Source organism: Streptomyces sp. NPDC005151, from assembly GCF_053599875.1.
Genome location: NZ_JBSFYR010000105.1, coordinates 1 through 23,405, shown reverse-complemented (window position 1 = coordinate 23,405; position 23,405 = coordinate 1). Strand labels below are relative to the sequence as shown.

The 23,405-nt window shown below is 69.2% G+C and carries 22 protein-coding genes and 2 pseudogenes; 13 read left to right on the top strand and 11 right to left on the bottom strand.

Annotated features, from left to right (window positions below):
- Positions 1-149: 149 nt before the first annotated feature.
- From ACWD6R_RS34595 to ACWD6R_RS34585, 3 genes are all read right to left on the bottom strand, one after another.
- Entirely contained in the window at positions 150-1,211 is a 1,062-nt protein-coding gene (locus tag ACWD6R_RS34595; protein WP_451822351.1) for a methyltransferase, read from the bottom strand.
- 34 nt (positions 1,212-1,245) lie between these two features.
- Entirely contained in the window at positions 1,246-2,319 is a 1,074-nt protein-coding gene (locus ACWD6R_RS34590; protein ID WP_451822350.1) for a right-handed parallel beta-helix repeat-containing protein, read from the bottom strand.
- 353 nt (positions 2,320-2,672) lie between these two features.
- Positions 2,673-4,301, bottom strand: coding sequence for an acyl-CoA synthetase (locus tag ACWD6R_RS34585; RefSeq protein WP_451822349.1), 1,629 nt, complete (start codon positions 4,299-4,301; stop codon positions 2,673-2,675).
- A 186-nt stretch (positions 4,302-4,487) separates the two neighbouring features.
- On the opposite strand from ACWD6R_RS34585, the gene ACWD6R_RS34580 reads away from it, so the two are divergent.
- From ACWD6R_RS34580 to ACWD6R_RS34560, 5 genes are all read left to right on the top strand, one after another.
- A complete protein-coding gene (locus tag ACWD6R_RS34580; protein ID WP_366694124.1) occupies positions 4,488-5,288 on the top strand; it encodes a crotonase/enoyl-CoA hydratase family protein in 801 nt (266 codons plus the stop codon).
- A 15-nt stretch (positions 5,289-5,303) separates the two neighbouring features.
- The gene (locus tag ACWD6R_RS34575) at positions 5,304-6,245 is read left to right on the top strand and encodes a Zn-ribbon domain-containing OB-fold protein (protein WP_451822348.1); all 942 of its coding nucleotides are present in this window, start codon (positions 5,304-5,306) and stop codon (positions 6,243-6,245) included.
- Complete coding sequence (locus ACWD6R_RS34570) at positions 6,246-7,298, top strand: thiolase domain-containing protein (RefSeq protein WP_451822347.1); 1,053 nt, start codon at positions 6,246-6,248, stop codon at positions 7,296-7,298.
- Positions 7,291-8,457 carry a thiolase domain-containing protein gene (locus tag ACWD6R_RS34565; protein ID WP_451822346.1) on the top strand — a complete coding sequence of 389 codons (1,167 nt, stop codon included), beginning with the start codon at positions 7,291-7,293 and terminating at the stop codon, positions 8,455-8,457. The genes ACWD6R_RS34570 and ACWD6R_RS34565 overlap by 8 nt, the downstream gene beginning before the upstream one ends.
- A 105-nt stretch (positions 8,458-8,562) precedes the next feature.
- Positions 8,563-8,805: a DUF397 domain-containing protein gene (locus tag ACWD6R_RS34560; RefSeq protein ID WP_451822345.1), complete on the top strand. Its 243-nt coding sequence runs from the start codon at positions 8,563-8,565 to the stop codon at positions 8,803-8,805.
- Between the two features lie 68 nt (positions 8,806-8,873).
- On the opposite strand, the gene ACWD6R_RS34555 is transcribed toward ACWD6R_RS34560, so the two are convergent.
- On the bottom strand, positions 8,874-9,308 hold the full coding sequence (locus tag ACWD6R_RS34555; protein ID WP_451822344.1) for a DUF7144 family membrane protein: 435 nt from the start codon (positions 9,306-9,308) through the stop codon (positions 8,874-8,876).
- A gap of 254 nt (positions 9,309-9,562) precedes the next feature.
- On the opposite strand from ACWD6R_RS34555, the pseudogene ACWD6R_RS34550 reads away from it, so the two are divergent.
- The 4 genes and pseudogenes from ACWD6R_RS34550 to ACWD6R_RS34535 all read left to right on the top strand — a co-directional run.
- Positions 9,563-9,994 (top strand): annotated as a pseudogene (locus tag ACWD6R_RS34550) (ABATE domain-containing protein); the annotation flags it as partial.
- A gap of 105 nt (positions 9,995-10,099) precedes the next feature.
- Positions 10,100-10,531: an ACT domain-containing protein gene (locus ACWD6R_RS34545; RefSeq protein ID WP_451822353.1), complete on the top strand. Its 432-nt coding sequence runs from the start codon at positions 10,100-10,102 to the stop codon at positions 10,529-10,531.
- Between the two features lie 23 nt (positions 10,532-10,554).
- Positions 10,555-11,055, top strand: a complete 501-nt coding sequence (locus ACWD6R_RS34540) for a hypothetical protein (RefSeq protein ID WP_030928952.1) — start codon at positions 10,555-10,557, stop codon at positions 11,053-11,055.
- Positions 11,056-11,242: 187 nt separating this feature from the next.
- A pseudogene (locus tag ACWD6R_RS34535) lies at positions 11,243-11,812 on the top strand (glycosyl hydrolase family 95 catalytic domain-containing protein); the annotation flags it as partial.
- On the opposite strand, the gene ACWD6R_RS34530 reads toward ACWD6R_RS34535, so the two are convergent.
- Positions 11,788-14,001, bottom strand: coding sequence for a terpene synthase family protein (locus tag ACWD6R_RS34530; protein ID WP_451822343.1), 2,214 nt, complete (start codon positions 13,999-14,001; stop codon positions 11,788-11,790). The pseudogene ACWD6R_RS34535 and the gene ACWD6R_RS34530 overlap by 25 nt on opposite strands.
- Positions 14,002-14,386: 385 nt before the next feature.
- On the opposite strand from ACWD6R_RS34530, the gene ACWD6R_RS34525 reads away from it, so the two are divergent.
- Complete coding sequence (locus ACWD6R_RS34525; RefSeq protein WP_451822342.1) at positions 14,387-15,721, top strand: N-acetylmuramoyl-L-alanine amidase; 1,335 nt, start codon at positions 14,387-14,389, stop codon at positions 15,719-15,721.
- Positions 15,722-15,893: 172 nt separating this feature from the next.
- Here the strand turns inward: ACWD6R_RS34525 and ACWD6R_RS34520 are convergent, their stop codons facing one another.
- Positions 15,894-17,030, bottom strand: coding sequence for an aminoglycoside phosphotransferase family protein (locus ACWD6R_RS34520; protein WP_451822341.1), 1,137 nt, complete (start codon positions 17,028-17,030; stop codon positions 15,894-15,896).
- A 231-nt stretch (positions 17,031-17,261) separates the two neighbouring features.
- On the opposite strand from ACWD6R_RS34520, the gene ACWD6R_RS34515 reads away from it, so the two are divergent.
- Entirely contained in the window at positions 17,262-18,758 is a 1,497-nt protein-coding gene (locus ACWD6R_RS34515) for a DNA-binding protein NsdB (protein ID WP_451822340.1), read from the top strand.
- Between the two features lie 137 nt (positions 18,759-18,895).
- Here ACWD6R_RS34515 and ACWD6R_RS34510 read toward each other — a convergent pair whose 3' ends face one another.
- From ACWD6R_RS34510 to ACWD6R_RS34500, 3 genes are all read right to left on the bottom strand, one after another.
- Complete coding sequence (locus ACWD6R_RS34510; protein WP_451822352.1) at positions 18,896-20,338, bottom strand: PP2C family protein-serine/threonine phosphatase; 1,443 nt, start codon at positions 20,336-20,338, stop codon at positions 18,896-18,898.
- Positions 20,339-20,658: 320 nt separating this feature from the next.
- On the bottom strand, positions 20,659-20,952 hold the full coding sequence (locus ACWD6R_RS34505; RefSeq protein WP_451822339.1) for a hypothetical protein: 294 nt from the start codon (positions 20,950-20,952) through the stop codon (positions 20,659-20,661).
- A 44-nt stretch (positions 20,953-20,996) separates the two neighbouring features.
- A complete protein-coding gene (locus tag ACWD6R_RS34500; protein ID WP_451822338.1) occupies positions 20,997-21,230 on the bottom strand; it encodes a hypothetical protein in 234 nt (77 codons plus the stop codon).
- Positions 21,231-21,268: 38 nt separating this feature from the next.
- On the opposite strand from ACWD6R_RS34500, the gene rpmG reads away from it, so the two are divergent.
- Both rpmG and ACWD6R_RS34490 read left to right on the top strand, forming a co-directional pair.
- Entirely contained in the window at positions 21,269-21,433 is a 165-nt protein-coding gene (gene rpmG / locus ACWD6R_RS34495; protein ID WP_451822337.1) for a 50S ribosomal protein L33, read from the top strand.
- Positions 21,434-21,491: 58 nt separating this feature from the next.
- Positions 21,492-21,752, top strand: coding sequence for a type B 50S ribosomal protein L31 (locus ACWD6R_RS34490; RefSeq protein WP_451822336.1), 261 nt, complete (start codon positions 21,492-21,494; stop codon positions 21,750-21,752).
- Positions 21,753-22,967: 1,215 nt separating this feature from the next.
- Here the strand turns inward: ACWD6R_RS34490 and ACWD6R_RS34485 are convergent.
- Together ACWD6R_RS34485 and ACWD6R_RS34480 are read right to left on the bottom strand one after the other, a co-directional pair.
- Positions 22,968-23,069 carry a DUF6233 domain-containing protein gene (locus ACWD6R_RS34485; RefSeq protein WP_451822335.1) on the bottom strand — a complete coding sequence of 34 codons (102 nt, stop codon included), beginning with the start codon at positions 23,067-23,069 and terminating at the stop codon, positions 22,968-22,970.
- 110 nt (positions 23,070-23,179) lie between these two features.
- On the bottom strand, positions 23,180-23,405 hold a 226-nt coding region (locus tag ACWD6R_RS34480), incomplete at its 5' end, for a hypothetical protein (RefSeq protein ID WP_451822334.1).

Below are 23,405 nucleotides of genomic sequence, written 5' to 3'. Positions count from 1 at the left end.
TGCCCTAGTAGCTCCTTCCCCAAGCTCTCAGCTTCGTTCGAGCAGGGGAGACTCCATCCGAGGGCCTTCCGGCGCCTTGGAATCGCACGCACCAGGCCGCGTCTGCTTTCCGATCGAAGGTCACCCGACAGGCTCTGAGGCGAAACGGTTCAGCTGGGCACGCTGCACTCGAACGCGTGCAGATATCCGTTGACCGGGCTGATGTCGCCGACGATCAGCCCCGCTTCCTCCATCCGCCCGATCAGGCTCTCCTTGGTGTGCTTCGCACCGCCGACATTGAGGAGCAGCAGCAGGTCCATGGCGGTCGTGAACCGCATCGACGGGGTGTCGTCGATCAGGTTTTCGATGATCACGACCCGGGCACCCGGGCGGGCCGACGCCATGACATTGCGCAGCGTCCTGCGCGTGCTCTCGTCGTCCCATTCCAGGATGTTCTTGATGATGTAGAGATCCGCCTCGACCGGGATCGCCTCGCGGCAGTCCCCGGCGACGATGCTCGTCCGTCCGGCGAGCGCTCCGCCGTCCCGCAGCCGGGCATCGGCGCGCGCGACCACGCCCGGCAGATCCATCAGCGTGCCGCGGACCTTCGGGTGCTTCTCCAGCAGGCTGGCGAGCACGTGCCCCTGACCGCCGCCGATGTCGGCGACCTCGGACACCGCTGCGAGGTCGAGGAGTTCGGCGACATCCAGCGCGGACTGCATGCTGGAGGTGGTCATGGCCCGGTTGAAGATGTGCGCCGACTCGTGCGCGTCGTCGTGGAGGTAGTCGAAGAACCCCTTCCCGTACACATCGGGGAAGACGCTCGTGCCGGAGCGCACCGCGTCGTCCAGCCGCGGCCAGACCTCCCAGGTCCAGGGCTCGGTACACCACAGGGAGATGTACCGCAGGCTGTTCGGGTCGTCCTCGCGCAGCAGGCGGGACATGTCGGTGTGGACGAAGCTTCCGTCGGCGGTCTCGGCGAAGATTCCGTAGCAGGACAGGGCGCGCAGCAGCCGGCGAAGCGGCGCCGGCTCGGCGTTCACCTCCGCCGCGAGCTCGGCCGCGGCGGCCGGCGTCTCACCGAGCGCGTCGGCGACGCCCAGCCGGGCCGCCGCGCGCACGGCCGCGGCGCAGGCCGCGCCGAAGGCGATCTCGCGCAGCCGCATTCCCGGCTGCGGGGCGTGCAGAGGAGTGGTGGGGATGGGGGTGGGGGTGGTGCTCACGGTGGTCATACCGTCTCGCTTCTTCTCGTGCGGGGGGTCACGGTCAGCACATGCCGGCCGGTGCGGACGTCGCGCATGTGTTGCCGACGAAGGTGTTGCTCGGTCCGGCTTCCTGGTTGGCCAGATCCGCGGGCCGGTTGCCCAGTACCACATTGCGGCTGATGGTGTTGCCGGTGTTGTGGGCGCCCACGAAGCTCTTGAACAGCACGAGGCCGCCGGAGAGCGGGGTGGCGCCCACGTTGTTCCGGATCGTGTTGTCGCGCACCTTGGTGTCCACGGTGCCGGTGAGGACGATGCCGGAGCCCTGAATGGCGGGCAGCCGGGGGGTCGCCGGGCAGAACTTGTTGTTGTCGGTGATCCGGTTGTTGTGGATGGTCATCACCCCGGCCTGCGGCTTGCCCTCGTCGCCGACGACGAACACGCCGCTGCAGTTGCCGGTGAAGGTGTTGTCCCGGACGGTGAGGTTGCGGACGCGGCGGGCGGTGATGCCGATCCGGTTGTCCGTCAGCGTGTTACCGCGGAGCTGCGTCCCGTGGGTGTCGGTGGCTCCGCCCTCCTCGGCCACGGTGTTCGCGACGAAGATGCCGGCGTCGCCGTTGCCGCGGGCGGTGTTGCTCCGGAGCTCGGAGCGGGTCGACCTCTCCTGGGCGATGCCCCAGACACCGTTGGTCTCGGAGGTCACCTGCCGGACCTTCAGACCGTCGGTCCAGGACGCCCAGATGCCGTTCTTCTTGAATCCGGAGACGGTGAGGGAGCGGATGCTCACACCGTCGACGGTGTGAGCGGACGTGCCCAGCACGCAGATGCCGTTGCCGGCTTTCGCGCAGGCGTTGCCGGCCTTGGTTCCGGTCGCGCTCGGTTTGATGACGGTCCGGGCCCCGGTGCCGCGCAGGGTCAGACCCTGCTTCTTGACCAGGACGCTCTCGTGGTAGGTGCCGGGCTGGACGACGATGGTGTCACCCGTCCGGGCGGCGTCCACGGCGGCCTGGATCGACTGGCCCGGATGGACCGTGCGCACGGCCGGGGTAGCGGCGGAGACGGACGGTTCGGCGCAGGCCACCGCGGTGGCCGAGACGACTGCCATGCACACGAGGTTGGTGATGTGTCGTTTCCTCATGAGCCGAAGCTATGGGCGATCGCCGCCCATTGCCACGCAGGGTGAGCGGACGAGCGTATCCCGTGCCCGAATGGCTTACGACCGGACGGCCGCGTCGCACGTCCGGGGGGTGCGCGCGGGCTGAGGCACTCGGGTGACTCGGCGCGTCTCAGAGCCTGTCGGGTGACCTCTGATCGGGCGGCCACGCCCTGGTACGCACGCTTCCCGCGTTGCCGAAATGCCCTAGTAGCTCCTTCCCCAAGCTCTCAGCTTCGTTCGAGCAGGGGAGACCCCATCCGAGGGCCTTCCGGCGCCTTGGAATCGCACGTACCAGACCGCGTCCGCTTTCCGATCGAAGGTCACCCGACAGGCTCTCAGCCCTGAGCCCCGCTGCCGCGTGTTACGACGGAGCGGGCCCACCGGTAGTCGGCCTTGCCGCTCGGTGAGCGCTGGATCTGCGGAGCGATCACCAGCTGACGGGGGATCTTGTATCCGGCGAGACGGGTCCGGCAGTGCGCCTGGACGTCGTCGAGCGAGGGCTCGGCCGCCCCTTCCCGCAACTGTACGACCGCTGCCACGTGATTGCCCCACCGTGCGTCGGGCACCCCCGCCACCAGTGCGTCGTACACGTCCGGATGGGACTTGAGCGCCTGCTCGACCTCCTCCGGGTACACCTTCTCGCCGCCGGTGTTGATGCACTGGGAGCCGCGTCCGAGGACGGTGACGATGCCGTCCGCGTCGACGGTCGCCATGTCGCCGAGCAGCACCCACCGCTCCTCGCCCTTGCGGAAGAACGTCTCCGCGGTCTTCTTCGGGTCGTTGTAGTAGCCGAGCGGCACATGTCCCCGTTGGGCGATCCGCCCCGGCTCGCCCGGAGCCACGGGTTCGTACGTCGACGGATCGACCACCGCGGTACGGGAGTTGACCTGGAGGCGGAATCCGTTCTTCGGACCGGAGTCGGCCGTCGCCGTGCCGTTGAAGCCGGACTCGGACGAGCCGAAGTTGTTCAGCAGCATCACGGTGGGCACCAGCGACTGGAACTCCGCGCGCACCGAGTCCGACATGATCGCGCCCGAGCTGGAGACGGAGAACATGGACGAACAGTCGGTCCCCTTCAGTGGTCCCTTCAGTGCGTCGATCAGCGGCCGCAGCATCGCGTCGCCGACCAGCGACACGCTGGTGACCTTCTCCTTCTCGATCGTCCGGAGCGCCTCCTCGGGGACGAACTTGCGGTGGATGACGACCCGCTGCCCGAAGTTGAACCCGATGAACGCGGTGAGCGTCGAAGTGCCGTGCATCAGCGGGGGAGTGGGGAAGAACGTGATGCCGTCACCGCCCGCGGCCACCCGCTCGGCCAGCTCCTGCGGCGCCTTCACCGGCTCGCCGGTCGGGGCGCCGCCGCCGAGGCCGGAGAAGAAGAGGTCCTCCTGGCGCCACATCACACCCTTGGGCATGCCCGTGGTCCCACCGGTGTAGATGATGAACTGGTCGTCGGCCGAGCGCGGGGCGAAACCGCGCCGGGGATTCCCGGCCGCCTCGGCGTCGGCGAACGCCACGGCATCCGGACCGGGGGCGCCCTCCACCGGCGTACCCACCCGTACGAGGTGGCGGAGCTTGCGGGCCTTCGGCGCGGCGGCCACGACCCGCTCGTCGAACTCGGCGTCGAAGACCAGCGCCGCCAGATCCGCGTCGCGGTAGAGGTAGATCAACTCCTCTTCCACATAACGGTAGTTGATATTGACCGGCACGAGGCGTGCCTTGAGGCAGGCCAGTACCGTCTGGAGGTACTCGATGCCGTTGTAGAGGTGGAGGCCGAGGTGCTCTCCCGGCGCGAGGCCCGCGTCGATCAGTTGGTGGGCGATCCGGTTGGCGGCGGCGTCCAGCTCCGCGTAGGTGAGCCGGCGCTCCGCACCCGTGCCGGGGTGGTCGAGGTACACGAGTGCCTCGCGATCCGGGACCGCGTCGACGACCGACTCGAACAGGTCGGCAAGGTTGTACTCCACCGTTCCTCCTGACCCCGGGGCGCTGAGTGGCTCGGCGGTCATTAGAGCGCCGACCGGCACAACTGGGAAGAGGTGCCGTAGAAGAAATCTGACTGACTGTCAGAAAACTATTGAACTGGACCCCGACCTACTGCAACCTGTTCTGGATCTGGATCTGGATCTGGATCTGGAGACGGGAGGCAGGCAATGGGTGGTACGGAACACCTCACCGTGCAGCGCGAAGGCGCCACACTGGTGCTCACCCTGAACAGGCCGGAGGCGAAGAACGCGCTCTCGCTGCCGATGCTGGTCGGGCTGTACGACGGCTGGCTGGCCGCCGACGAGGACGACGGCATCCGCTCCGTCGTCCTCACCGGCGCGGGCGGTACCTTCTGCGCCGGCATGGACCTCAAGGCGCTGGCGGGCAAGGGGATGGAGGGCGAGCAGTACCGGGACCGGATGACGGCCGACCCCGATCTGCACTGGAAGGCGATGCTGCGCCACCACCGCCCCCGCAAACCGGTCATCGCCGCAGTCGAGGGATACTGCGTGGCCGGCGGCACCGAGATCCTGCAGGGCACGGACATCCGCATCGCCGGCGCGAGTGCCACCTTCGGACTCTTCGAGGTCAAGCGCGGACTCTTCCCCATCGGCGGCTCGACGGTCCGGCTGCCGCGCCAGATCCCCCGCACGCACGCCCTCGAAATGCTTCTCACCGGACGCCCGTACAGTGCCGACGAAGCCGCCCGTATCGGGCTCATCGGCCGAGTCGTCCCCGACGGCACCGCACTGGAGCAGGCCCTCGACGTCGCCGAGCGGATCAATGCCTGCGGCCCGCTCGCCGTCGAAGCCGTCAAAGCCTCCGTGTACGAGACCGCGGAGATGACCGAGACCGAGGGCCTCGCCGCCGAACTGAAGCGCGGCTGGCCGGTCTTCGCCACCGCCGACGCCAAGGAAGGCGCCCGCGCCTTCGCCGAGAAACGCCCGCCCGTGTACCGGCGCGCCTGAGCCAAGGAGACAACCGTGCCCGACGTCCTCAGCGCACCGCTGGTGGTCGAGTTCCCCTTCACACGCTCCCTCGGCCCCGTCCAGAGTGCCTTCCTCACCGGGCTGCGCGAGCGGACCGTCCTCGGCGTGCGGTCCGCCGACGGAAGAGTCCTCGTCCCGCCCGTCGAGTACGACCCCGTCACCGCCGAAGAGCTCCGCGAACTGACCGAGGTCGCCGCCACGGGCACCGTCACCACCTGGGCCTGGAACCCCGCCCCGCGCCGCGACCAGCCCCTGGCCACCCCGTTCGCCTGGGTGCTGGTCAAGCTGGACGGGGCCGACACCGCACTGCTCCACGTCCTCGACACACCGGGACCCGGAGCAGTGCGCACCGGCATGCGCGTCCGCATCCGCTGGTCCCCGGAGCGTACCGGCGCCATCACGGACATCGCCTGCTTCGAATCGTACGAGGGCGAGGTTGGCCAACCGTCCCCGCACAGCGGTGAGTTCGCGGACCCTGTCACCGGCATCGTCACCCCGGCCCGCCTCGACTACACGTACACCCCCGGCCGCGCCCAGAGCGCGTACCTCAACTCCCTCTCCGGGCAACGCATCGTCGGCGAGCGCTGCCCGTCCTGCCGCAAGGTGTATGTCCCGCCCCGCGGCGCCTGCCCCACCTGCGGCGTCGCCACCGCCGAACAGGTCGAGGTCGGCCCGCGCGGCACCGTCACCACCTACTGCATCGTCAACATCAAGGCGAAGAACCTCGACATCGAAGTGCCGTACGTCTACGCCCACATCGCGCTCGACGGCGCCGACCTCGCCCTGCACGGACGGATCAGCGGCATCCCGTACGACCAGGTGCGCATGGGGCTGCGGGTCGAACCCGTCTGGACCGGGGAGGGCCGCCACCCCGACCACTACCGCCCCACCGGAGAGCCGGACGCCGACTACGACGTGTACAAGGAGCTGCTGTAGATGCGAGACGTAGCGATCGTCGCCTTCGCGCAGACGGATCATCTGCGGCGCACCGATGAACTCTCCGAAGTCGACATGCTGATGCCGGTCCTTCACCAGGTACTCGACGCCACCGGTCTGAAGGCGAGCGACATCGGGTTCACCTGCTCGGGATCCAGCGACTACCTCGCCGGCCGAGCCTTCTCCTTCACCATGGCGCTCGACGGCGTCGGCGCCCACCCGCCGATCTCCGAGTCCCATGTGGAGATGGACGGCGCCTGGGCGCTGTACGAGGCATGGGTGAAACTCCAGACCGGCGAGGCCGACACCGCCCTCGTCTACGCGTACGGGAAGTCCTCTCCCGGCGACGTGCGCGATGTCCTCACCCGCCAGCTCGACCCGTATTACGTCGGCCCGCTCTGGCCCGACTCCGTCTCCCTCGCCGCACTCCAGGCCCAGGCGCTGATCGACGCGGGCCACACCGACGAGGCCGCCCTCGCCGCGATCGCCGACCGCAGCCGCACCGCCGCCGCGGACAACCCGCACGCACAGCTCTCGGGTTCGGTCCCGGCCGGTGACTACGTCGTACAGCCGCTCCGCACCGGCGACTGCCCGCCGGTCGGCGACGGCGCCGCCGCCGTGATCCTCGCCGCCGGTGACACCGCACGCGCCCTGTGCACCCGCCCCGCCTGGATCCGTGGCATCGACCACCGCATCGAGGCCCACAGTCTTGGGGTGCGCGACCTGACCGACTCGCCGTCGACCCGCCTCGCCGCCGAACGCGCGGGGGCCTTCGAAGGACCGGTGGACACCGTGGAGCTGCATGCCCCGTTCACGTCGCAGGAGGTCGTGCTGCGCAGGGCGCTCGGACTCGACGCCGGCGTCAGCGTCAACCCGTCCGGAGGAGCGCTCGCGGCCAACCCCGTCATGGCTGCCGGGCTGATCCGGCTCGGCGAGGCCGCGGCCCGCATCCAGCGCGGCGAGTCGGACCGGGCGCTCGCTCATGCTACCTCCGGGCCCTGCCTGCAACAGAATCTGGTCGCCGTCCTTGAAGGGGAGGCCGCTCATGCCTAAGGAGCCCGTGGCCGTCGTCGGCATCGGCCAGACCAAGCATGTCGCCGCCCGCCGGGACGTCTCCATTGCCGGTCTGGTCCGCGAGGCCGCCGTCCGCGCGCTGCAGGACGCCGCACTGACCTGGGCGGACATCGACGCCGTCGTGATCGGGAAGGCGCCGGACTTCTTCGAGGGCCTGATGATGCCGGAGCTCTATCTGGCCGACGCCCTCGGCGCGGTCGGCAAACCGATGCTGCGGGTGCACACCGCGGGCTCGGTCGGCGGCTCCACCGCACTCGTCGCCGCGAATCTGGTCTCCGCACGCGTGCATCGCACCGTCCTCACCCTGGCCTTCGAGAAGCAGTCCGAGTCCAACGCCATGTGGGGCCTGTCGCTGCCCATCCCGTTCCAGCAGCCGTTGCTTGCGGGCGCGGGCGGTTTCTTCGCCCCGCACGTGCGCGCGTACATGCGCCGCACGGGAGCGCCCGACACGGTCGGCTCGCTCGTCGCGTACAAGGACCGGCGCAACGCGCTCAAGAACCCGTACGCGCACATCCACGACCCGGACATCACTCTGGAGAAGGTCCAGACGGCACCGATGCTCTGGGATCCGATCCGCTACTCCGAGACCTGCCCGTCCTCGGACGGCGCGTGCGCGATGATCCTCACCGACCGGGCCGGCGCGGACCGTTCACCGCATCCGGCCGCCTGGGTGCACGGCGGGGCGATGCGCAGCGAACCGACCCTCTTCGCGGGCAAGGACTTCGTGTCACCGCAAGCGGGCAAGGACTGCGCCGCCGATGTGTACCGTCAGGCCGGGATCGCCGGCCCGCGCAGGGAGATCGACGCCGTGGAGATGTACGTCCCGTTCTCCTGGTACGAGCCGATGTGGCTGGAGAACCTCGGCTTCGCCGACGAGGGGGAGGGCTGGAAGCTCACCGAGTCCGGCGTCACCGAACTCGACGGCGATCTGCCGGTGAACCCCTCGGGCGGAGTGCTCTCCACCAACCCCATCGGTGCCTCCGGCATGATCCGCTTCGCCGAGGCCGCCCTGCAGGTACGCGGACAGGCGGGCGAACACCAGGTGCCGGACGCCCGCAAGGCGCTCGGCCACGCCTACGGCGGTGGGGCGCAGTTCTTCTCCATGTGGCTGGTCGGAGCCGAACCACCCACCGGCTGACCCGGCTGCCGTCCCGGACCGGCCGAACGACCCTTGGCCGCGACCTGTCCGGGACCGCCGACGGTGGCTAGGCTTTGGCCGGGACGACGAGCGGGAGGAGCGGACGTGGCGGAGAGCACCACCACCCAGCAGCCCATTGCCGGCTGGGACAAGCCGGACCTCGATCTCAGCAACGCGAACTGGCAGCCGGGCACTCAGGGGGCCGGGGATGTCCAGATCGCCTTCGTCGAGGGATTCATCGCGATGCGCAACGCCGACAGACCCGGCAGCCCTTCGCTGATCTTCACGCCGGCCGAATGGCGGGCCTTCGTGGTGAACGCCCGTGACGGCGAGTTCGACCTCACCTGACGTCCGGCCTCACCCGACGGCCGCTCACCCACTCGGGGACACGACAGTTTGCGCACCCGACCTTCAGGTCAGGCCTGGAACCTGCTGAGCGTCCACATGATGAGCAAGTCGAGGATCATCACGCTGATCGACCACGCCGGGTAGTAGGGAATGAACATGAACTGGGTGACCAGGCTGATTCCGGCCACCGCCACCCCGGCCCCGCGACCCCAGCTCTGGTCCGCCAACACCCCCACGCCGGCGATGACGAGCACCACTCCGACCACCAGGTGGATCCAGCCCCAGGCGGTCAGTTCGAACCGGAAGGCGTACCCGGCCGGGGAGAACAAGTGGTCGCGTGCGATGCCGGTCACGCCCAGGAGAATGCTGAACAGGCCGCTCATCAGCAGCGCTATCCCGGCGAAAAGAGACAATCCGGTGATCGTTTCGCTGTTGCCAGTCTGCTTTTGCCGCGTGTGGGGCACCCCTGCCATGGCCGCCGCCTTCCTGTTCGACGTGGTCACCGACGCACACCGCTGTGCGGGGCCAGCCACGCTCCCTTGACAGCGTCACTTCGATCCGTCGGCGCCGCCACCGCAACCCGCCATGCCAAGACCGCACACCCCAGGTCACGGCCGGTTCCTCCCCAGGCAGGGCGGGCACACACGGCCTCGGGGTCGGGAACCGGAGCGGGGCGCGTTGGCGTCCATCTGCCGCTCGCTGATGGGCACGGGAGCGCCCGTGGCCGGGCCCAGTCGAGCTCGACACCACGGCGGGGCTGACCGCCTGGGCGCGCGAGCGGCCCGCCCTGCCCGGGCTCGCCCGGGCAGGTGAGGGCTGGACGGCCGACGAGGAGGCCCTTGCCGCCGCACGGTGCCTGCGCGCCGCCGTCCGGGCGCTCTTCGCGCATGCCGTCCGCCCCGACGAGCCGAGCCCCGCCGACGCGCACAGCCTGATGCCCGTGCCGGAGGCACTCGACCGGCTCAACGCCGCGGCCGCCGAAGTCCCGACCGTCCCGCACCTGGAATGGCCGGACGGCGGCACCCCCCTCGCCTCCCATCACCCGACCGGAGGTACGCCGCGGCGAAACGCCCTGCCCGCTGCCCTGGCCCGCGCCGCGATCGGCTTCCTCGCCGGACCGGACTTGGCCGCACTGCGCGCCTGCCACGCCCCACGGTGCGTCCGCTACTTCGTCAAGGAGCACCCCCGCCAGGAGTGGTGCACACCGTCCTGCGGCAACCGCGTCCGAGTGGCCGCCACCACGAGCGGCACCGCACACCGCCCTCGCAGGGCGTGTCGCAGTAGCGTGGTGATCATGACTGGCGAGCGTGATCTTCGAACCCTGCTGAGCGGCCTGCGGCCGGAGCTGAATCCCGGCCGGTACGTCTTCACCACGGTGCCCGGCGGCGCAGTCCCCGCCGGAGTCACTCCCGTCGTCACGGTCGCTGAGCCTGAAGGGCTGACCCTCGTGATCCCGGAATCGGAAGCCCTCGCCGCAGGGATTGCGTACGACTATGTGGCGGCCTGGATCACCCTTCGCGTCCACTCCGCCCTGGACGCAGTCGGACTCACCGCCGCCGTGGCGCTCGCCCTCACGGACGCGGAGGTCAGCTGCAATGTGGTGGCCGGCTACCACCACGACCACCTGTTCGTCCCCCACGGGCGTGGCACCGAGGCGGTGAGTGTGCTGCAAGCCCTCGCCGCGGAGTCCGACGGGAGGGTCTCCGGGCCCGGCTCCGCAAGGTGAGCCGGGACACGTAATATGTCTGCATGTCCTTCCTCCGCCGCCGTAGCGCCGCAACACCCGCGGGCCCGGATTTCGACGTCCTGGCCATGGACCCGGGCGACTGGCCCGGAAATCTCGGCGCCGGTCTGCTGCCCGCCCCCGACGGGAGCTGTCAGGGCGTCTTCCTGCGGTACGACCTGTTCGGCGGCCGCGGACCGGCGATGATCATCGGCAATCTCCCGGAGGGCTCGCCCGCCCGCGAGACCGAGGAGGGCCAGGTCCCCTTCGAGGTCGCGCAGCTGCTGCTCGCGCTGGAGAACGACGAGCCGGTCGAGGTGACCGGCACCGATGACATGCCCGTGATGCAGGGTGACAACCTGCTGATCGTCCGGCGCGTCAAGCTCTCGGAGACCCGGATCTCCTGCGTCCAGTTCGACCGCAGCGACGGGGTGCTCGTCACCATCGCCAGCTGGGACCGGCCGATCACCGATGATCTGTACACCCTGCTGAAGCCGCTGCCGGCCGAGCTGTTCCAACAGGGCTGAAACGTCCCTGCTTCTCCGACCCCGGCATCCCACAAGGGCCGTCCGTACTGATCGGGCGGCCGCGGGGTCACTTCTGTCCAAGTATTCGCAGCCTCTGTCCAAGAGGCTGCTTTGTCATGCGCCTTGTCCGGGTAGTCGTCGGACCTTTAGCGTCATGCGGCATGACACCTGGGATCACGCGCCGCACGACCGTGACGACCCGGCCGACGAGCATCGTCACGTCTCGCACCTGTTCGCCCTGCATCCCGGGCGGCAGATCGAACCCGGCAGCACGTGGGCCGAGGCCGCCAAGGTCTCCCTCGGGGCGCGCGGTGACGGCGGTACCGGCTGGTCCAAGGCGTGGAAGATCAACTTCTGGGCGCGGCTCCGCGACGGCAACCACTCCCACACGATGCTTGCGGAGCAGCTGAAGAGATCCACCCTCCCCAACCTCTGGGACACCCACCCGCCGTTCCAGGTCGACGGCAACTTCGGTGCCACCTCGGGCATCGCCGAGATGCTGCTGCAGAGCCAGTACGGCGAGGTCGAGATCCTCCCCGCCCTCCCGGACGGCTGGCCGGTCGGATCAGTCCGCGGACTGCGCGCCCGGGGAGGCTTCACCGTCGACATCGAATGGTCCGCGGGGCAGGCCCGCCGTGTGGTGATCACGGCGAGCCGCAGCCGCGAAGTGACCGTCCGCAGCTCACTGTTCGCGAGCGGCAAGAAGGTCTTCAAGGCCCGTGCGGGCGGCCGCTACACGCTGGTCGCCGAGGGCTGAGCGAACAGCGCGGTCACCCGCGCCGCCGAGATGCCGAGCCCCGTGGGACCACAGAGGTGCCACGGGGCACCGGTACCGCGCCGCAGATCCTCCTCGCGGTAGCGCCGGCAGTCCCGGTGCCAGATCAGGATGCCCGCGATCCAGTGCTTGAGCTCCTGGACATAGCCCGCCAGGATCTCCCTCGCCTCGGCATCGAGCCCGAAGTCGTCGTACAGGACCGGGAGTTCCTGCTCGGCGACATGGAGGAACTGGCGGAGCCGGGAGTTCATCAGGTCGTGCACGATCGCCACCCCGGTCGGATAGTCGACCCCGAAGAAGTTCTGCACGACCAGGACGCCGTTGTGCACCTCACCCTCGTACTCGATCTCCTTCTGGTACGAGAAGAGGTCGTTGAGCAGGCATGCGTAGTCGGCGGCGGCGTTCTCGAGGGAGCGCAGCGGACCGCTGCGGTAGATCTCTTCCGGCACCTTCCTGCCGTGACCGAGCCGGGACAGACTCATCGTGAGATCCGAACCGAACGTCAGCCGCCGCATCTCGACGTAGTCCACCGGATCCGGGATCCGGTTCTGTGCCTGATTGGCCAGTTCCCACAGCCAGCTCGCCGTCATCGACTCGATGGCCGTACGGAACGCGCGTCGTGCGCTGTCGTCCATCGGGGCCGAGGTCCGCTCCCAGAGATCGGCGAGACCGCGCTCCAGCGCGTTCACGGGTTCGGGCACCGCGGAACCGTCCAACGGCATGAACAGCGACAGTCGCTCGTTGGCCAGCCGCGCCCCGGCCAGGTCACGGGGCCGCCCGTGCACCACCGGGAACCAGTCGTCGCCGTACGTCCCCCAGGCCAGCCACTGCGAGGAGAGGTCCAGCTCGTCCGGCGTCGCGTCCGGATGCAGACCCGCGGCGCACAGCGGCAGATCGATCGCGACGAGCCGCTCCTCGTCCCAGATGTGCGATCCCGGCACGCCCGGCTGTGCCCCCAGGATCCCCATCCGGTGTGACCAGTCGACGATCCGGACCCGGGCCCCGTCCAGATGCGGACTGAGCGTCGTGCCGAACGGCAGGTCGAAGTCGGGCAGCAGCGACGGACCGACGTGCCGGTACGGCACATGGGTGTGGCTGCGCAGCCGGGCCGACTCCGAGCGCGGAGTGAACCGGATCGACGCCGCGGACATACCGAAGCCGAGGACGGCCTCACCGGCCCCGCCGTTGTTCATGTAGCGGCTGGAGCGCATGTGCCACTCATGACCACCGGACTGCCAGTCCTGCAACCCCTTGACATAAGCGAGCACCGCGGTGCTCGCCGCCGGGTCGAGCCCCTTCTCCGCGCACATCGGCCCGAGTTCGGTGAGCGCAGTGTTCTCGAACTGCTGGAGCCGCGAGGTCAGCAGGTCGTTCACCGCCTCGGCCGCCTCCTGCGTGGAGCAGCCAAGGAACGTCTCCAGTACCAGCACACCGTTGCTGTTCTCGCCCTCGTCCTCGACCTCCCGCTGGTACGAGAAGAGGTCGTTGCGCAGATGCACTCCGTCGGAGAAGGCGTCCCGCAGCACCCGCAGCGCCCGCTCGTGGGCCACCGACTCGGGCACCTCGGCGCCCGCCGCGTACTCCACCAGACCCGCAGACCAGGGGGCTCCGCCCACCTTGCGGCGCATCTCGATGTACTCGACGGGATTGGCGATGCGCCCCTCGTTGATATTGGCGAGCTCCCACAGCGACTCGTTGAGCAGATTCTTTGTCGCCTCCGCGAACCGGGCCCGCCATGCGTCGGACATGCCCGGCACCGTCCGCGCCCACAGGTCGGCCAGCCCAGCCTCGACCGGATTCGTCGGTTCCGGTGTCGGCGCCCCGCGCTCCATCGGCATGAAGGCGGGCAGCCGGTCCAGATACTTCTTTCCGCCCTCCCGGTCCGGGGTGCGCTTGAACAGCTCCAGGAAGTGGTCGTCGAAGAAGAACACCCACACATACCAGTCGGTGACCAGCGACAGGGCCTCCGCCGAGCAGTCGGGATGGGTGTACGCGCAGAGCAGCGCGTAGTCATGGGAGTCGAGGTCCTTCTCCTCCCAGATACCGGACCCCTCCAGCATCCCTATGCTGCGCGCCCAGGTCCTGGTGTGCTGTCGGGCCTCTTCGACATGGGGGTTGAGCCGCGCCGGATACGGAACATAGAAGTCCGGCAGGGTGAAGGGCTGAGCCATGTGCGTCCGGCCTTTCCGGGAGTCTCCGCGCGGGGTCGCGCGTACCTGTTGTGTCCGCGCGAGCACTACCCCTGGGCCGTCCGGGGCACGCACACCCGGAATTAGTCACATAAAAGGTACGTCCTGGCAGAAGGTGCCGACGCGCTCCGGCGCCGGGCCCCCGCTCCGTAAAACCCAGGTAACGGCCCACCGCCAGAAACCGGTTGCCACTTTCCCGTCGCAGGTCAGAGCCCGTGCCAGTGGTCTGGTCCAGTGGCTCGACCGGCAATCCCCGTTGTGCTCTTGACGCACCATCACCTCAGGTCACAGAGTGTGCGCCCATAGCGGAACAGTGAGATCGGACCACGAACGACTTTCCACGCGCACAGCTCCAAGAAGGGTTGTCATGACGTCCAAGCAGAGGACCAGACTCACGCTCGCCCTGACCACCGTCGGCGCCCTGAGTCTCGCGCTGCTCACCCCCGCGGCGCAGGCCGGCGCGGACGGGGTGCGGCCCGAGTGTCCGCGCGGCCTCGACTGCGACTGGGTCCCGGCGGCCTACCAGCAGACCGGCGATCCGGCCGACAAGGAGACGTACGGCAACTACGACACCGCGGACCGGCCACACAGCAACAAGATCAAATTCATTGTTCTGCATGACACCGAGGAAGACTTCGACACCACCCTGAAGATCTTCCAGAACCCGCTGAAGCAGACCTCCGCGCACTACGTGGTGCGCTCGGGCGACGGTCATGTCACCCAGATGGTCAAGGACAAGGACGTCGCCTGGCAGGCGGGCAACTGGTACGTCAACACCCACTCCATCGGCATCGAGCAGGAGGGGGTCGCCGTCGAGGGCGCCACGTGGTACACCCCCGAGATGTACAACTCGACGGCGAAGCTGGTGCGTTACCTCGCCGACAAGTACGACATCCCGCTCGACCGGCAGCACATCATCGGCCACGACGGCGTGCCGCCCACCAGTGCGGCCGGTACCAGGAAAATGCACTGGGACCCGGGTCCCTACTGGGACTGGAACCGCTTCATGGCACTGCTCGGCAAGCCGACGACCGTGCCGAGCGCCCCGAAGAGCAGTCCGCTCGTCACCGTCAGCCCCCGGTTCAAGGACAACCAGCAGGCCTTCCGCGACTGCGAGAAGGGCGTCGACCTGCCGGTCCAGGGCAGCAGTGCCGTCCCGCTCCACACCGAACCCTCCACCGACGCACCGCTCTTCTCCGACCCCGGACTCCACACCGACGGCTCGGCCGGCACCAACTGCGCGGCCGACTGGGGCAGCAAGATCAGCGCGACCCACCAGGCGGTCGTCGCGGACCATGCGCCCGGATGGACGGCGATCTGGTGGTACGGCAAGAAGGCCTGGTTCCAGACCCCGGCGCACGCCCGGACCACCGTCCCGACCGCCGGCTACGTCGTACGACCGAAGGAGGGCCGGACCGAGGTGCCGGTGTACGGGGTGGCCTACCCGGAGAAGTCCGAGTACCCCGCGGACTTCGCGGACAAGCGGGTCGGGACGGCGCTGCCGTACACGATCAAGGCCGGGCAGTCGTATCCCGGCGGGGGCGAAGCGCCGACCGGGTTCTTCTACGCCCCGACGATCGATGCGTCGTACCCGCTGGACCACTCCTACTTCCAGGGCCAGGAGAAGTATGTGACGGTGCAGATCGGGCACCGGGTGGCCTTCGTGAAGACGTCCGACGTGGACATCGTGCAGGTCCGATGACGGCCGACGGGTGGGGCGAGCCCCGCGGTGCCCGCCCCACCTGCGTCTTCCCAGGAGCGCTCGGCCCGTTCAGCGTGTGAGGACGGACCGGGATCCGGGGCGGCGCCCGCATGCCGCGGGCCCGGTGTGTCGGCACCGGACCCGCGGCAGGTATCTCCCGGAGAGCGCTGCGTCAGCGAGTGCCGACCGCGGCACGCACCGCCCGTCGGGCCATCGCGCAGTCGTCATGCAGCCGGCGCAGCAGCAGCCGCTGCTCCTCGCCCGACGACAGCGCACCCGGCCGGTCCTGAACCCCGCCCGTGGGCACGCCCTCCCGCATGGTCCGCTGCACCGCCGTCTCGTACGTACGGATCTCCCGTGTCAGTACGAGCATCAGGTTCACCAGGAACGCATCCCGCACCGCAGGCCCTGTCGCCTGCGCCAGCTGGCTGATCTGCCGCCGCGCCACCGGCGCGTCACCCAGCACCGTCCACAGCGTCGCCAGGTCGTACCCCGGCAGATACCAGCCCGCGTGCTCCCAGTCCACCAGGACGGGACCCGTGGGCGACAGCAGGATGTTGGAGAGCAGGGCGTCACCGTGGCAGAACTGCCCCATGCCCTGGCGGCCGCCCGCATGCGCCAGGCCGTGCAGCAGCTTCTGAAGATCACCCAGATCACGGTCGGTGAAGAGCCCCAGCTCGTGGTACCGGGCGATGCGGGAGGCGTAGTCCAGCGGGGCGTCGAAGAGCCCCGCGGCCGGTCGCCACGCGTTGACCCGGCTGATCGCGCCGAGCGCGGCCCGCACATCGGCGCGGGGCGGAGCCTCCGCCGGGTGCCTCGTCAGCGCCGCCACCCGTCCCGGCATTCGCTCGATGACCAGGGTGCAGTTCTCGGGATCCGCCGCGATGAGCCGCGGTACCCGGACCGGCGGGCGGTGCCGGACGAACGCCCGGTATGCCGCTATCTCGTGGCGGAACCGCTCGGACCATGCGAGGGAGTGGTCCAGTAAACACTTGGCGACCGCCGTCGTGCGCCCGGTTGTGCCGACGATGAGCACCGAACGCCCGCTGCGCCGCAGCACCTGGACCGGATTGAACTCCGGGCAGATCCGGTGCACCGAGGCGATCGCCATCCTCAGCTGTGCACCCTGCGGGCCGGACAGGTCCAGCCGCCCGCTGAGCGGGCCGGCACCCGGTCCCGCAGGCCTCCGGGGCCGGACCGTGCCGGGAGCCGTCGGTGCGGCGCGGGGGTCGAGGTACGGTCCGCCGCCCGCCCCCAGGGGACGCAGCGGCCGGGGCGGGGCGGACACGGAGGACGATGCTGTGTACATGGGCGAGACAGATCCCTTCGTGCGCCGACAAGTAGCGTGCGCCGCCCCGGCCGGCGGCCGTTCGGCACCCTGGGGAGTACCTAGGGCTGCCGGACGGGGTGGCGCTTTCCTACCTGACACCGGACCGCGGGTTGCGGACCATCTGGCGGACCCTGGCGAACCCTGGCGAATAGTCGCAACGCATCTGACAGGGGGTTAGTGTCAACACAGCCGAGAACCTGGGGGCTTGACGTGACCGGAGAACCCAACACCCGTCTGTCTGACCTGTTCGGCCTTGCCGGCTGGTCCAAGGGCGAACTCGCGAGAATGGTGAACCGGCAGGCGGCGGCCATGGGCCACCCGCAGCTGGCCACCGACACCTCGCGGGTGAGGCGTTGGATCGACATGGGGGAATCCCCCCGCGATCCCGTGCCCAAAGTGCTGGCTGCCCTGTTCACCGAGCGGCTCGGTCGTGTCGTGACCATCGAGGACCTCGGGTTCGGCCGGCGTGGGCGTGTAGGGAAGCGGCGAGAGGTCGGGACGCAGGACAATCCCGACGGACTGCCGTGGGCGCCCGAACGGACGGCAGCGGTCCTCACCGAATTCACGGGAATGGACCTCATGCTCAACCGACGCGGCTTGGTGAGCGCGGGCGCCGCGCTCGCCGCAGGATCGACCATCACCGGCCCCATGCACGACTGGCTGCACACCGACCCCGTACTGGCGGCCGACGCTCCACGGATCGACGATCCCCTCCACGCGGACCAGGCCGGTTTCGACCGGTACGAGGCCGCCCCCATCGGATCGGAGGAGATCGAGGCACTGGAGCGGTCCGTCGAGGTGTTCCGCGCCTGGGACGCCTCCCGGGGCGGCGGACTCCAGCGCAAGGCCGTCGTGGGCCAGCTCAACGAGGTGGGGGGCATGCTCGCCTACCGCCACCCCGACCATCTGCAGCGCCGCCTCTGGGGCGTTGCCGCCAACCTCGCCGTTCTCGCGGGGTGGATGTCCCACGACATCGGTCTGGAACCCACCGCCCAGAAGTATTTCGTCATCGCCGCCCATGCGGCGCGCGAGGGAGGCGACCGTCCGCGCGCGGGCGAGGCGCTCTCCCGGGCGGCCCGTCAGATGATCCACCTGGGCCGTCCCGGCGACGCCCTGGACCTGATGAAGCTGGCCAAGTCCGGCTCAGGGGACATGGTGCTGCCACGCACCCAGGCGATGCTCCACACCATCGAGGCATGGGCACAGGCGTCCATGGGCCGGGGGCAGGCCATGCGCCGTACGCTCGGCGAGGCCGAGGAGCTCTTCGTATCGGACAAGGGGGATGTGCCGCCGCCCAGTTGGATGCAGATGTTCGACGAGGCGGATATGCACGGCATGCAGGCCCTGGCGTTCCGTACGCTCGCCGAGCACGAACCGGCGGCGGCGATCATCGCCCAGCGCCATGCCAAGCAGGCACTGGAGCTGCGCGTCAACGGGCGCCAGCGCTCCAAGATCTTCGACTACATCTCGCTCGCCTCGGCATGCTTCATCGCCGACGATCCGGAGCAGGCCGACCGTTACGCACGGCTCGCCCTGGTGACGATGGGGGAGACATCCTCGCACCGCACCTGGGACCGGCTGCGCGAAATGTACCGGCTCACCGGTCAGTTCGCGGGATACGCGAAGATCCAGGACCTGCGCGAAGAGATCGAGCTCGCCATGCCGCAGAGCTCGGTCATCAAGCGGCCCAGGCGTTCGGAGATCTGATCCGCCGGCGCCGCGAAGAAGGGGCGCGCCGACAACCCACCGTCCGAGCACCGCACGCGTAGGCGTCTCGTCCGTCTGCGTTCCTGCGCCGTGCCGCTATTCGCTCTGCTCTCGTGCTTCTGCGTCCTGCCGGGCGCTCACGCCCCGATGCGGGCGATCAGCACGCATGCGTCGTCCAGGCGCTCGGGCCCGCCGAACTCCTCGACGACGGTACGTACGCACTCCTGTGCCGTACGGGCCTCGGCGAAGCGCGGCGCGAGACCGAGCAGTGCCTCCGGGCCCGCACCCCGGTCACTGCGGCGGGTCAGTCCGTCGGTGTGCAGAACCAGCACATCACCGGGCAGCAGGTGCACTTCGTCCTGCTCATACGCGACCCCGGACGCGGCCCCGAGCAGGACCCCGTCCGGCGGGGGCAGCGGGCGTCCCGCTCCGTTGCGGAAGAGCAGTGGCGCGGGGTGGCCGGCCTGCGACCAGGCGAGGGTGCCGGTCGCCGGGTCGAAACGGCAGCACACCGCGCTGCCGAGAGCGGGCTGGGCCGACGATTGGAGTAACTGGTTGAGATGGCCCATCAGAGCGCCCGGCTCGATGCCGGCGACGGCCATGCCGCGCAGTGCGCCCAGCAGCATCGCCATGGCCGTGGTGGCGGGGATGCCATGACCGGTCAGATCGCCGACCGTGAGGAGCGTCCTGCCGTCGGGCAGCTCCAGCGCGTCGTACCAGTCGCCGCCGATCAGGGCGCTGGAATCCGACGGCAGATAGTGCGCCGCGACATCCAGTGCCCCGGGTCCCTGTTGCGGGAGGCGCAGCGAGCCGCGCCACGGGGGCAGCACGGTCTCCTGCAGCTCGACCGCCATCCGTCGTTCGGTCTGCGCCATGTGCTGCTGACGCCGGATCGATTCACGGTTCCGGCTCACCACGCGCTGACTGCGGCGTAGTTGGCTCACATCGCGCAGGACCGCCCACATGGAGGCGGTGCAGCCGTCCGCGTCGAGGACGGGCTCGCCCATCATGTGCAGGGTGCGCATCCGGCCGTCGGCCCGCAGAATGCGGAACTCGCCGTCTATCGGCTTCCCGTCGACCAGGCAGGCCGTCACCAGAGAGGTGAGCAACGGCTGATCCTCGGGAAACAGCACGGATGGAAGCTCGTCCAGCGACAGCGGTCCCGCCTGTGGGGACCGGCCGAAGATCTGGAAGAGCTCCTCCGACCAACTGACCTCGTCGGTCAGCAGATTCCACTCGGCGCTGCCCACACGGCTGAGCAGTGAACCGGGCTGCGGCTCGTCGAACGGTTTCTCCTGGGCGGGCTCCGGCTCCTCGGCGAGCTGCTCCGCATCCCCCGGCGGCAGGCCTTCCTTCAGTTGTCCCAGATGCGTGCCGAGATCATCGAGATGATGGACCGCCAGTTCGCAGAGCGCACGCTGCCAGCGCAGCTGCGGATCGTCCTCGTCGATCAGGACGGCGTCGCGCCGCACCGCGTCCACGTCTCCGCGCAGCCGAAGGGTCCGGTCGATCAGCACATCGACGGCATCGCGTTCGGGCGGCTGTGGGGCGGGGCGGTCCCCGGACAGATGGGGCGGCATCTCGTACTCCGATACAGGCACGGCACAACCAGGTCTGGGGGGGGGTGACCGATGACGACTGTGGCACAGGCTGAGGAAGCCCGTAAGTGATTTGGCAACACTCGATGCGTTGTTGCATCTGGCATATGCCATAGGCTGCCTGGGCTGCGGATTCATCGAACAGCCTTGCTTTTTAGGGGTGTTGACGCGAGTCATCCGGCGTGTGCGACGCCGCGCGCGCCGGAGTGCGCCGCTTCCGCGGGTCGCGCCGCACCCGATCGGGGCATATGCGAGAGCCCCCGCGGACGCGCAGGGGCTCCGGCAGCCGGGGGCGGCCTCGGCTAACAGGCGGCGATGCGCCCGTACGAGCCGACCTTCCACTTCCATTCCAGGGTCTCGCCCGGGAACGTGGTCCAGCACTGCCTGTCCGGACCATTGTTGATGACCAGCTGGATGTGCATCTTCTTGCCGCAGTTGTTGGTCGTCCAGGCCGTCTTGTTCTGCTTGACGACCTCACGCGCGATACAGGCGGGCGCGGTGTCACCCGCGGCGGCCGCCGGGCCCGCCGCGGTCAGCGTGGCCGCGGCGATCAACGCCGTGGCGGCCGCGGTCGTCAGGGTGTTCTTGAAGCGCATGGCCATCGTTCCTCCGGCAGTCGTCGATGTGCTGGGCACAGCGATCAACGAGCGTCGTCGCTCTTCGTGGCGCCGTCCGCGAAGAGCGACGGATGGGCGCCCGCCACCTCCTGCAACACCTGGACCTGCGCCTCCGGCGCGAGGTTCGCGAGATTGAGATCCCAGTGGATCTCGTCGGCCCCGAGCGACGAGGACTGCGCGCCGGTGTCCGGGGCGGGAATGCCACCGGATCCACCTGCGTTACAGCACCAGAACGAAAACGACACCCATTCCCACAAGATTGGAATGGTGTCGGTGGAAGCGACCGGAGGTGCCCATGGCACGCAGTGAAGCCCGCCCCGTCGTCACTCTGAGGTCGACGGCCGGTACCGGACGGGCCTATGTGACCCGCAAGAGCCGCCGCAACGACCCCGACCGGCTGGTGCTGCGCAAGTACGACCCCGCCGCGGGGAAGCACGTCCTCTTCCGCGAGGAACGCTGACCCGTCGGGCCCGACCGGCAGTAGCAGGCCCTCCCACAGCAGCAAGGAAGGAACGCGCATGAAGCCCCGCATCCACCCCGTCTCCCGTCCGGTCGTCTTCCGCGACTGTGCCGCGGGGGTCGCCTTCCTGATCCGCTCGACCGCCGAATCCGACCGTCGCGTGGAGTGGGAGGACGGCACCAGCTACCCGGTCATCGATGTGGAGACCTCGTCGGCGAGCCACCCCTTCTACACCGGCACCCATCGGGTGCTGGACACGGCGGGCCGGATCGAGCAGTTCCGGCGCCGCTACGGGACCACGGCGTCCGTCGGACGCTGAGGCTCGTGTGTCGCGTCACAGTGGGCGGTATGGATTCGAGGGAACAGAATCCAATGGTTTATCGTTCACCTATACGTGGATGACGCGCACAGCGCCCACCCCCTGGCTGCCCCGGCTGGATTCCCCCGATCCGGCCGGGGCTTCTCTCTGCTCGCCCGCCCCTCACCTCCGTGACGCGCGCCCCGGCACCACCGCGACCAGCAACGCACCTGCCGCCGGGACCGCCGCGACCACGGCTGCGGCGCCCGGCCGGAGCCGTACCGTCAACGCCGTGACCGCCGCACCCCGCCATGACCCGGTCCCTGTCGGACGTGACCAGGCCGATGGGTGGCCGCGCTGCGCCGTAACCTCCTCGAACCGGCCGGGACCCGTCAGCCGGCGGCGCGCGGTACGACCGTCGAGAGCACCTGAGTCGTGCGTGCCAGCAGTGCCGCTCCGGAGTCGAGTGTGTCGGCGAAGCAGGGGTACGTGGACTCAACTGGCCGCAGATCTCACAGCACCCGGACTATCTGCTCCGGCCCCTCGGGCTGCTGCCGGTTACCCTGTTCGCACTCTTCATCGCCGTGACCGCGACGCCCCTCTACCGGCACCTGGCCCGGATTGCCGGAACGCGGAAGCCGATAAACGCCACCTCCGGTTGAGGCGTTCAGCCCACCCTCCCGCGAGCGACAACGCCACGTGAGGCTGGCAGCGAACTCAACAATGTCTCGTGCGACAGAGGGGAACGGTGGTTGTGACAGGTCAGGAAGATAAAGAACAAGTGTACGTCCAGCAGTCCGGGCGTCATCGCAGCTCAGAAGGGATGTGAACGATGTAACCGGACGCCAAGCTCAGGATAGCCAGCCGGTGTAAGTCCGGTCCGGGGGAGACGCCAGGGTCCCCGGTAGCTGACTCCCGGCGTCATTCGAAATGGTGGCGTCGAAGTGGAGCGACAAGCGCCCCTCGCGGGCGTGCAACCGACCAGTCCGCAACATGAAGTGAAGCCTGCAGCGTCGTCATTTAACCCCCGCCCGAGGGCGGGCCAAGGAGGAGCCGAGCCTGTGCTTGTTTGGCGAAGGCCACGGAAGGCGATCTCGGACCTGGAGCGGTCGCCGAAGAACCTCCCGGCGTAAGGGGCGTGGAATGGTCGGAAGGTTGTCCTGGGAACTGGAGAGAGCCTCCTCGGCCCCGGGTTTGCGGCCCGGGAAGTGTGGCGGGTCCTGCGCTATTCCCCTCTCACGCCGTCACGCCGAGGGTGTTGTCGGGGTTGCAGTACGGGCAGGCCTCCACGCCGTCGGCGAGCATGCGGCGCCGCTTTCCACTGGTCCAGCCGGCCACGAATATCGCTCATGCATTCGATTCTTGCATGTGTCACGCACGCCTGGCTGTGACGGTCACCGATAGGTGGCCGTTGGCAGCGCTAGTTCCGTACTTCGCGGGTAGCTCGTTCAGGTCTGTGGCCAGCGGGGTTGTGTGGGTTCCAGGCCGCGGAGGTCGAGCAGGTGGAGCTGGATGCCCCGGGTGATGGCGATGACGGGCGGGTCGGTGGCGTTGGTGACCCGTAGCCGCAGGTCGGACAGGTGGTAGAGGATCATGCGGCCGGTGGGCCGCACCTTCTGGTTGCCCGGATACAGTCCCTGCATCTTCTGGTCGCCCCCGAGTGCCCGGCGGACC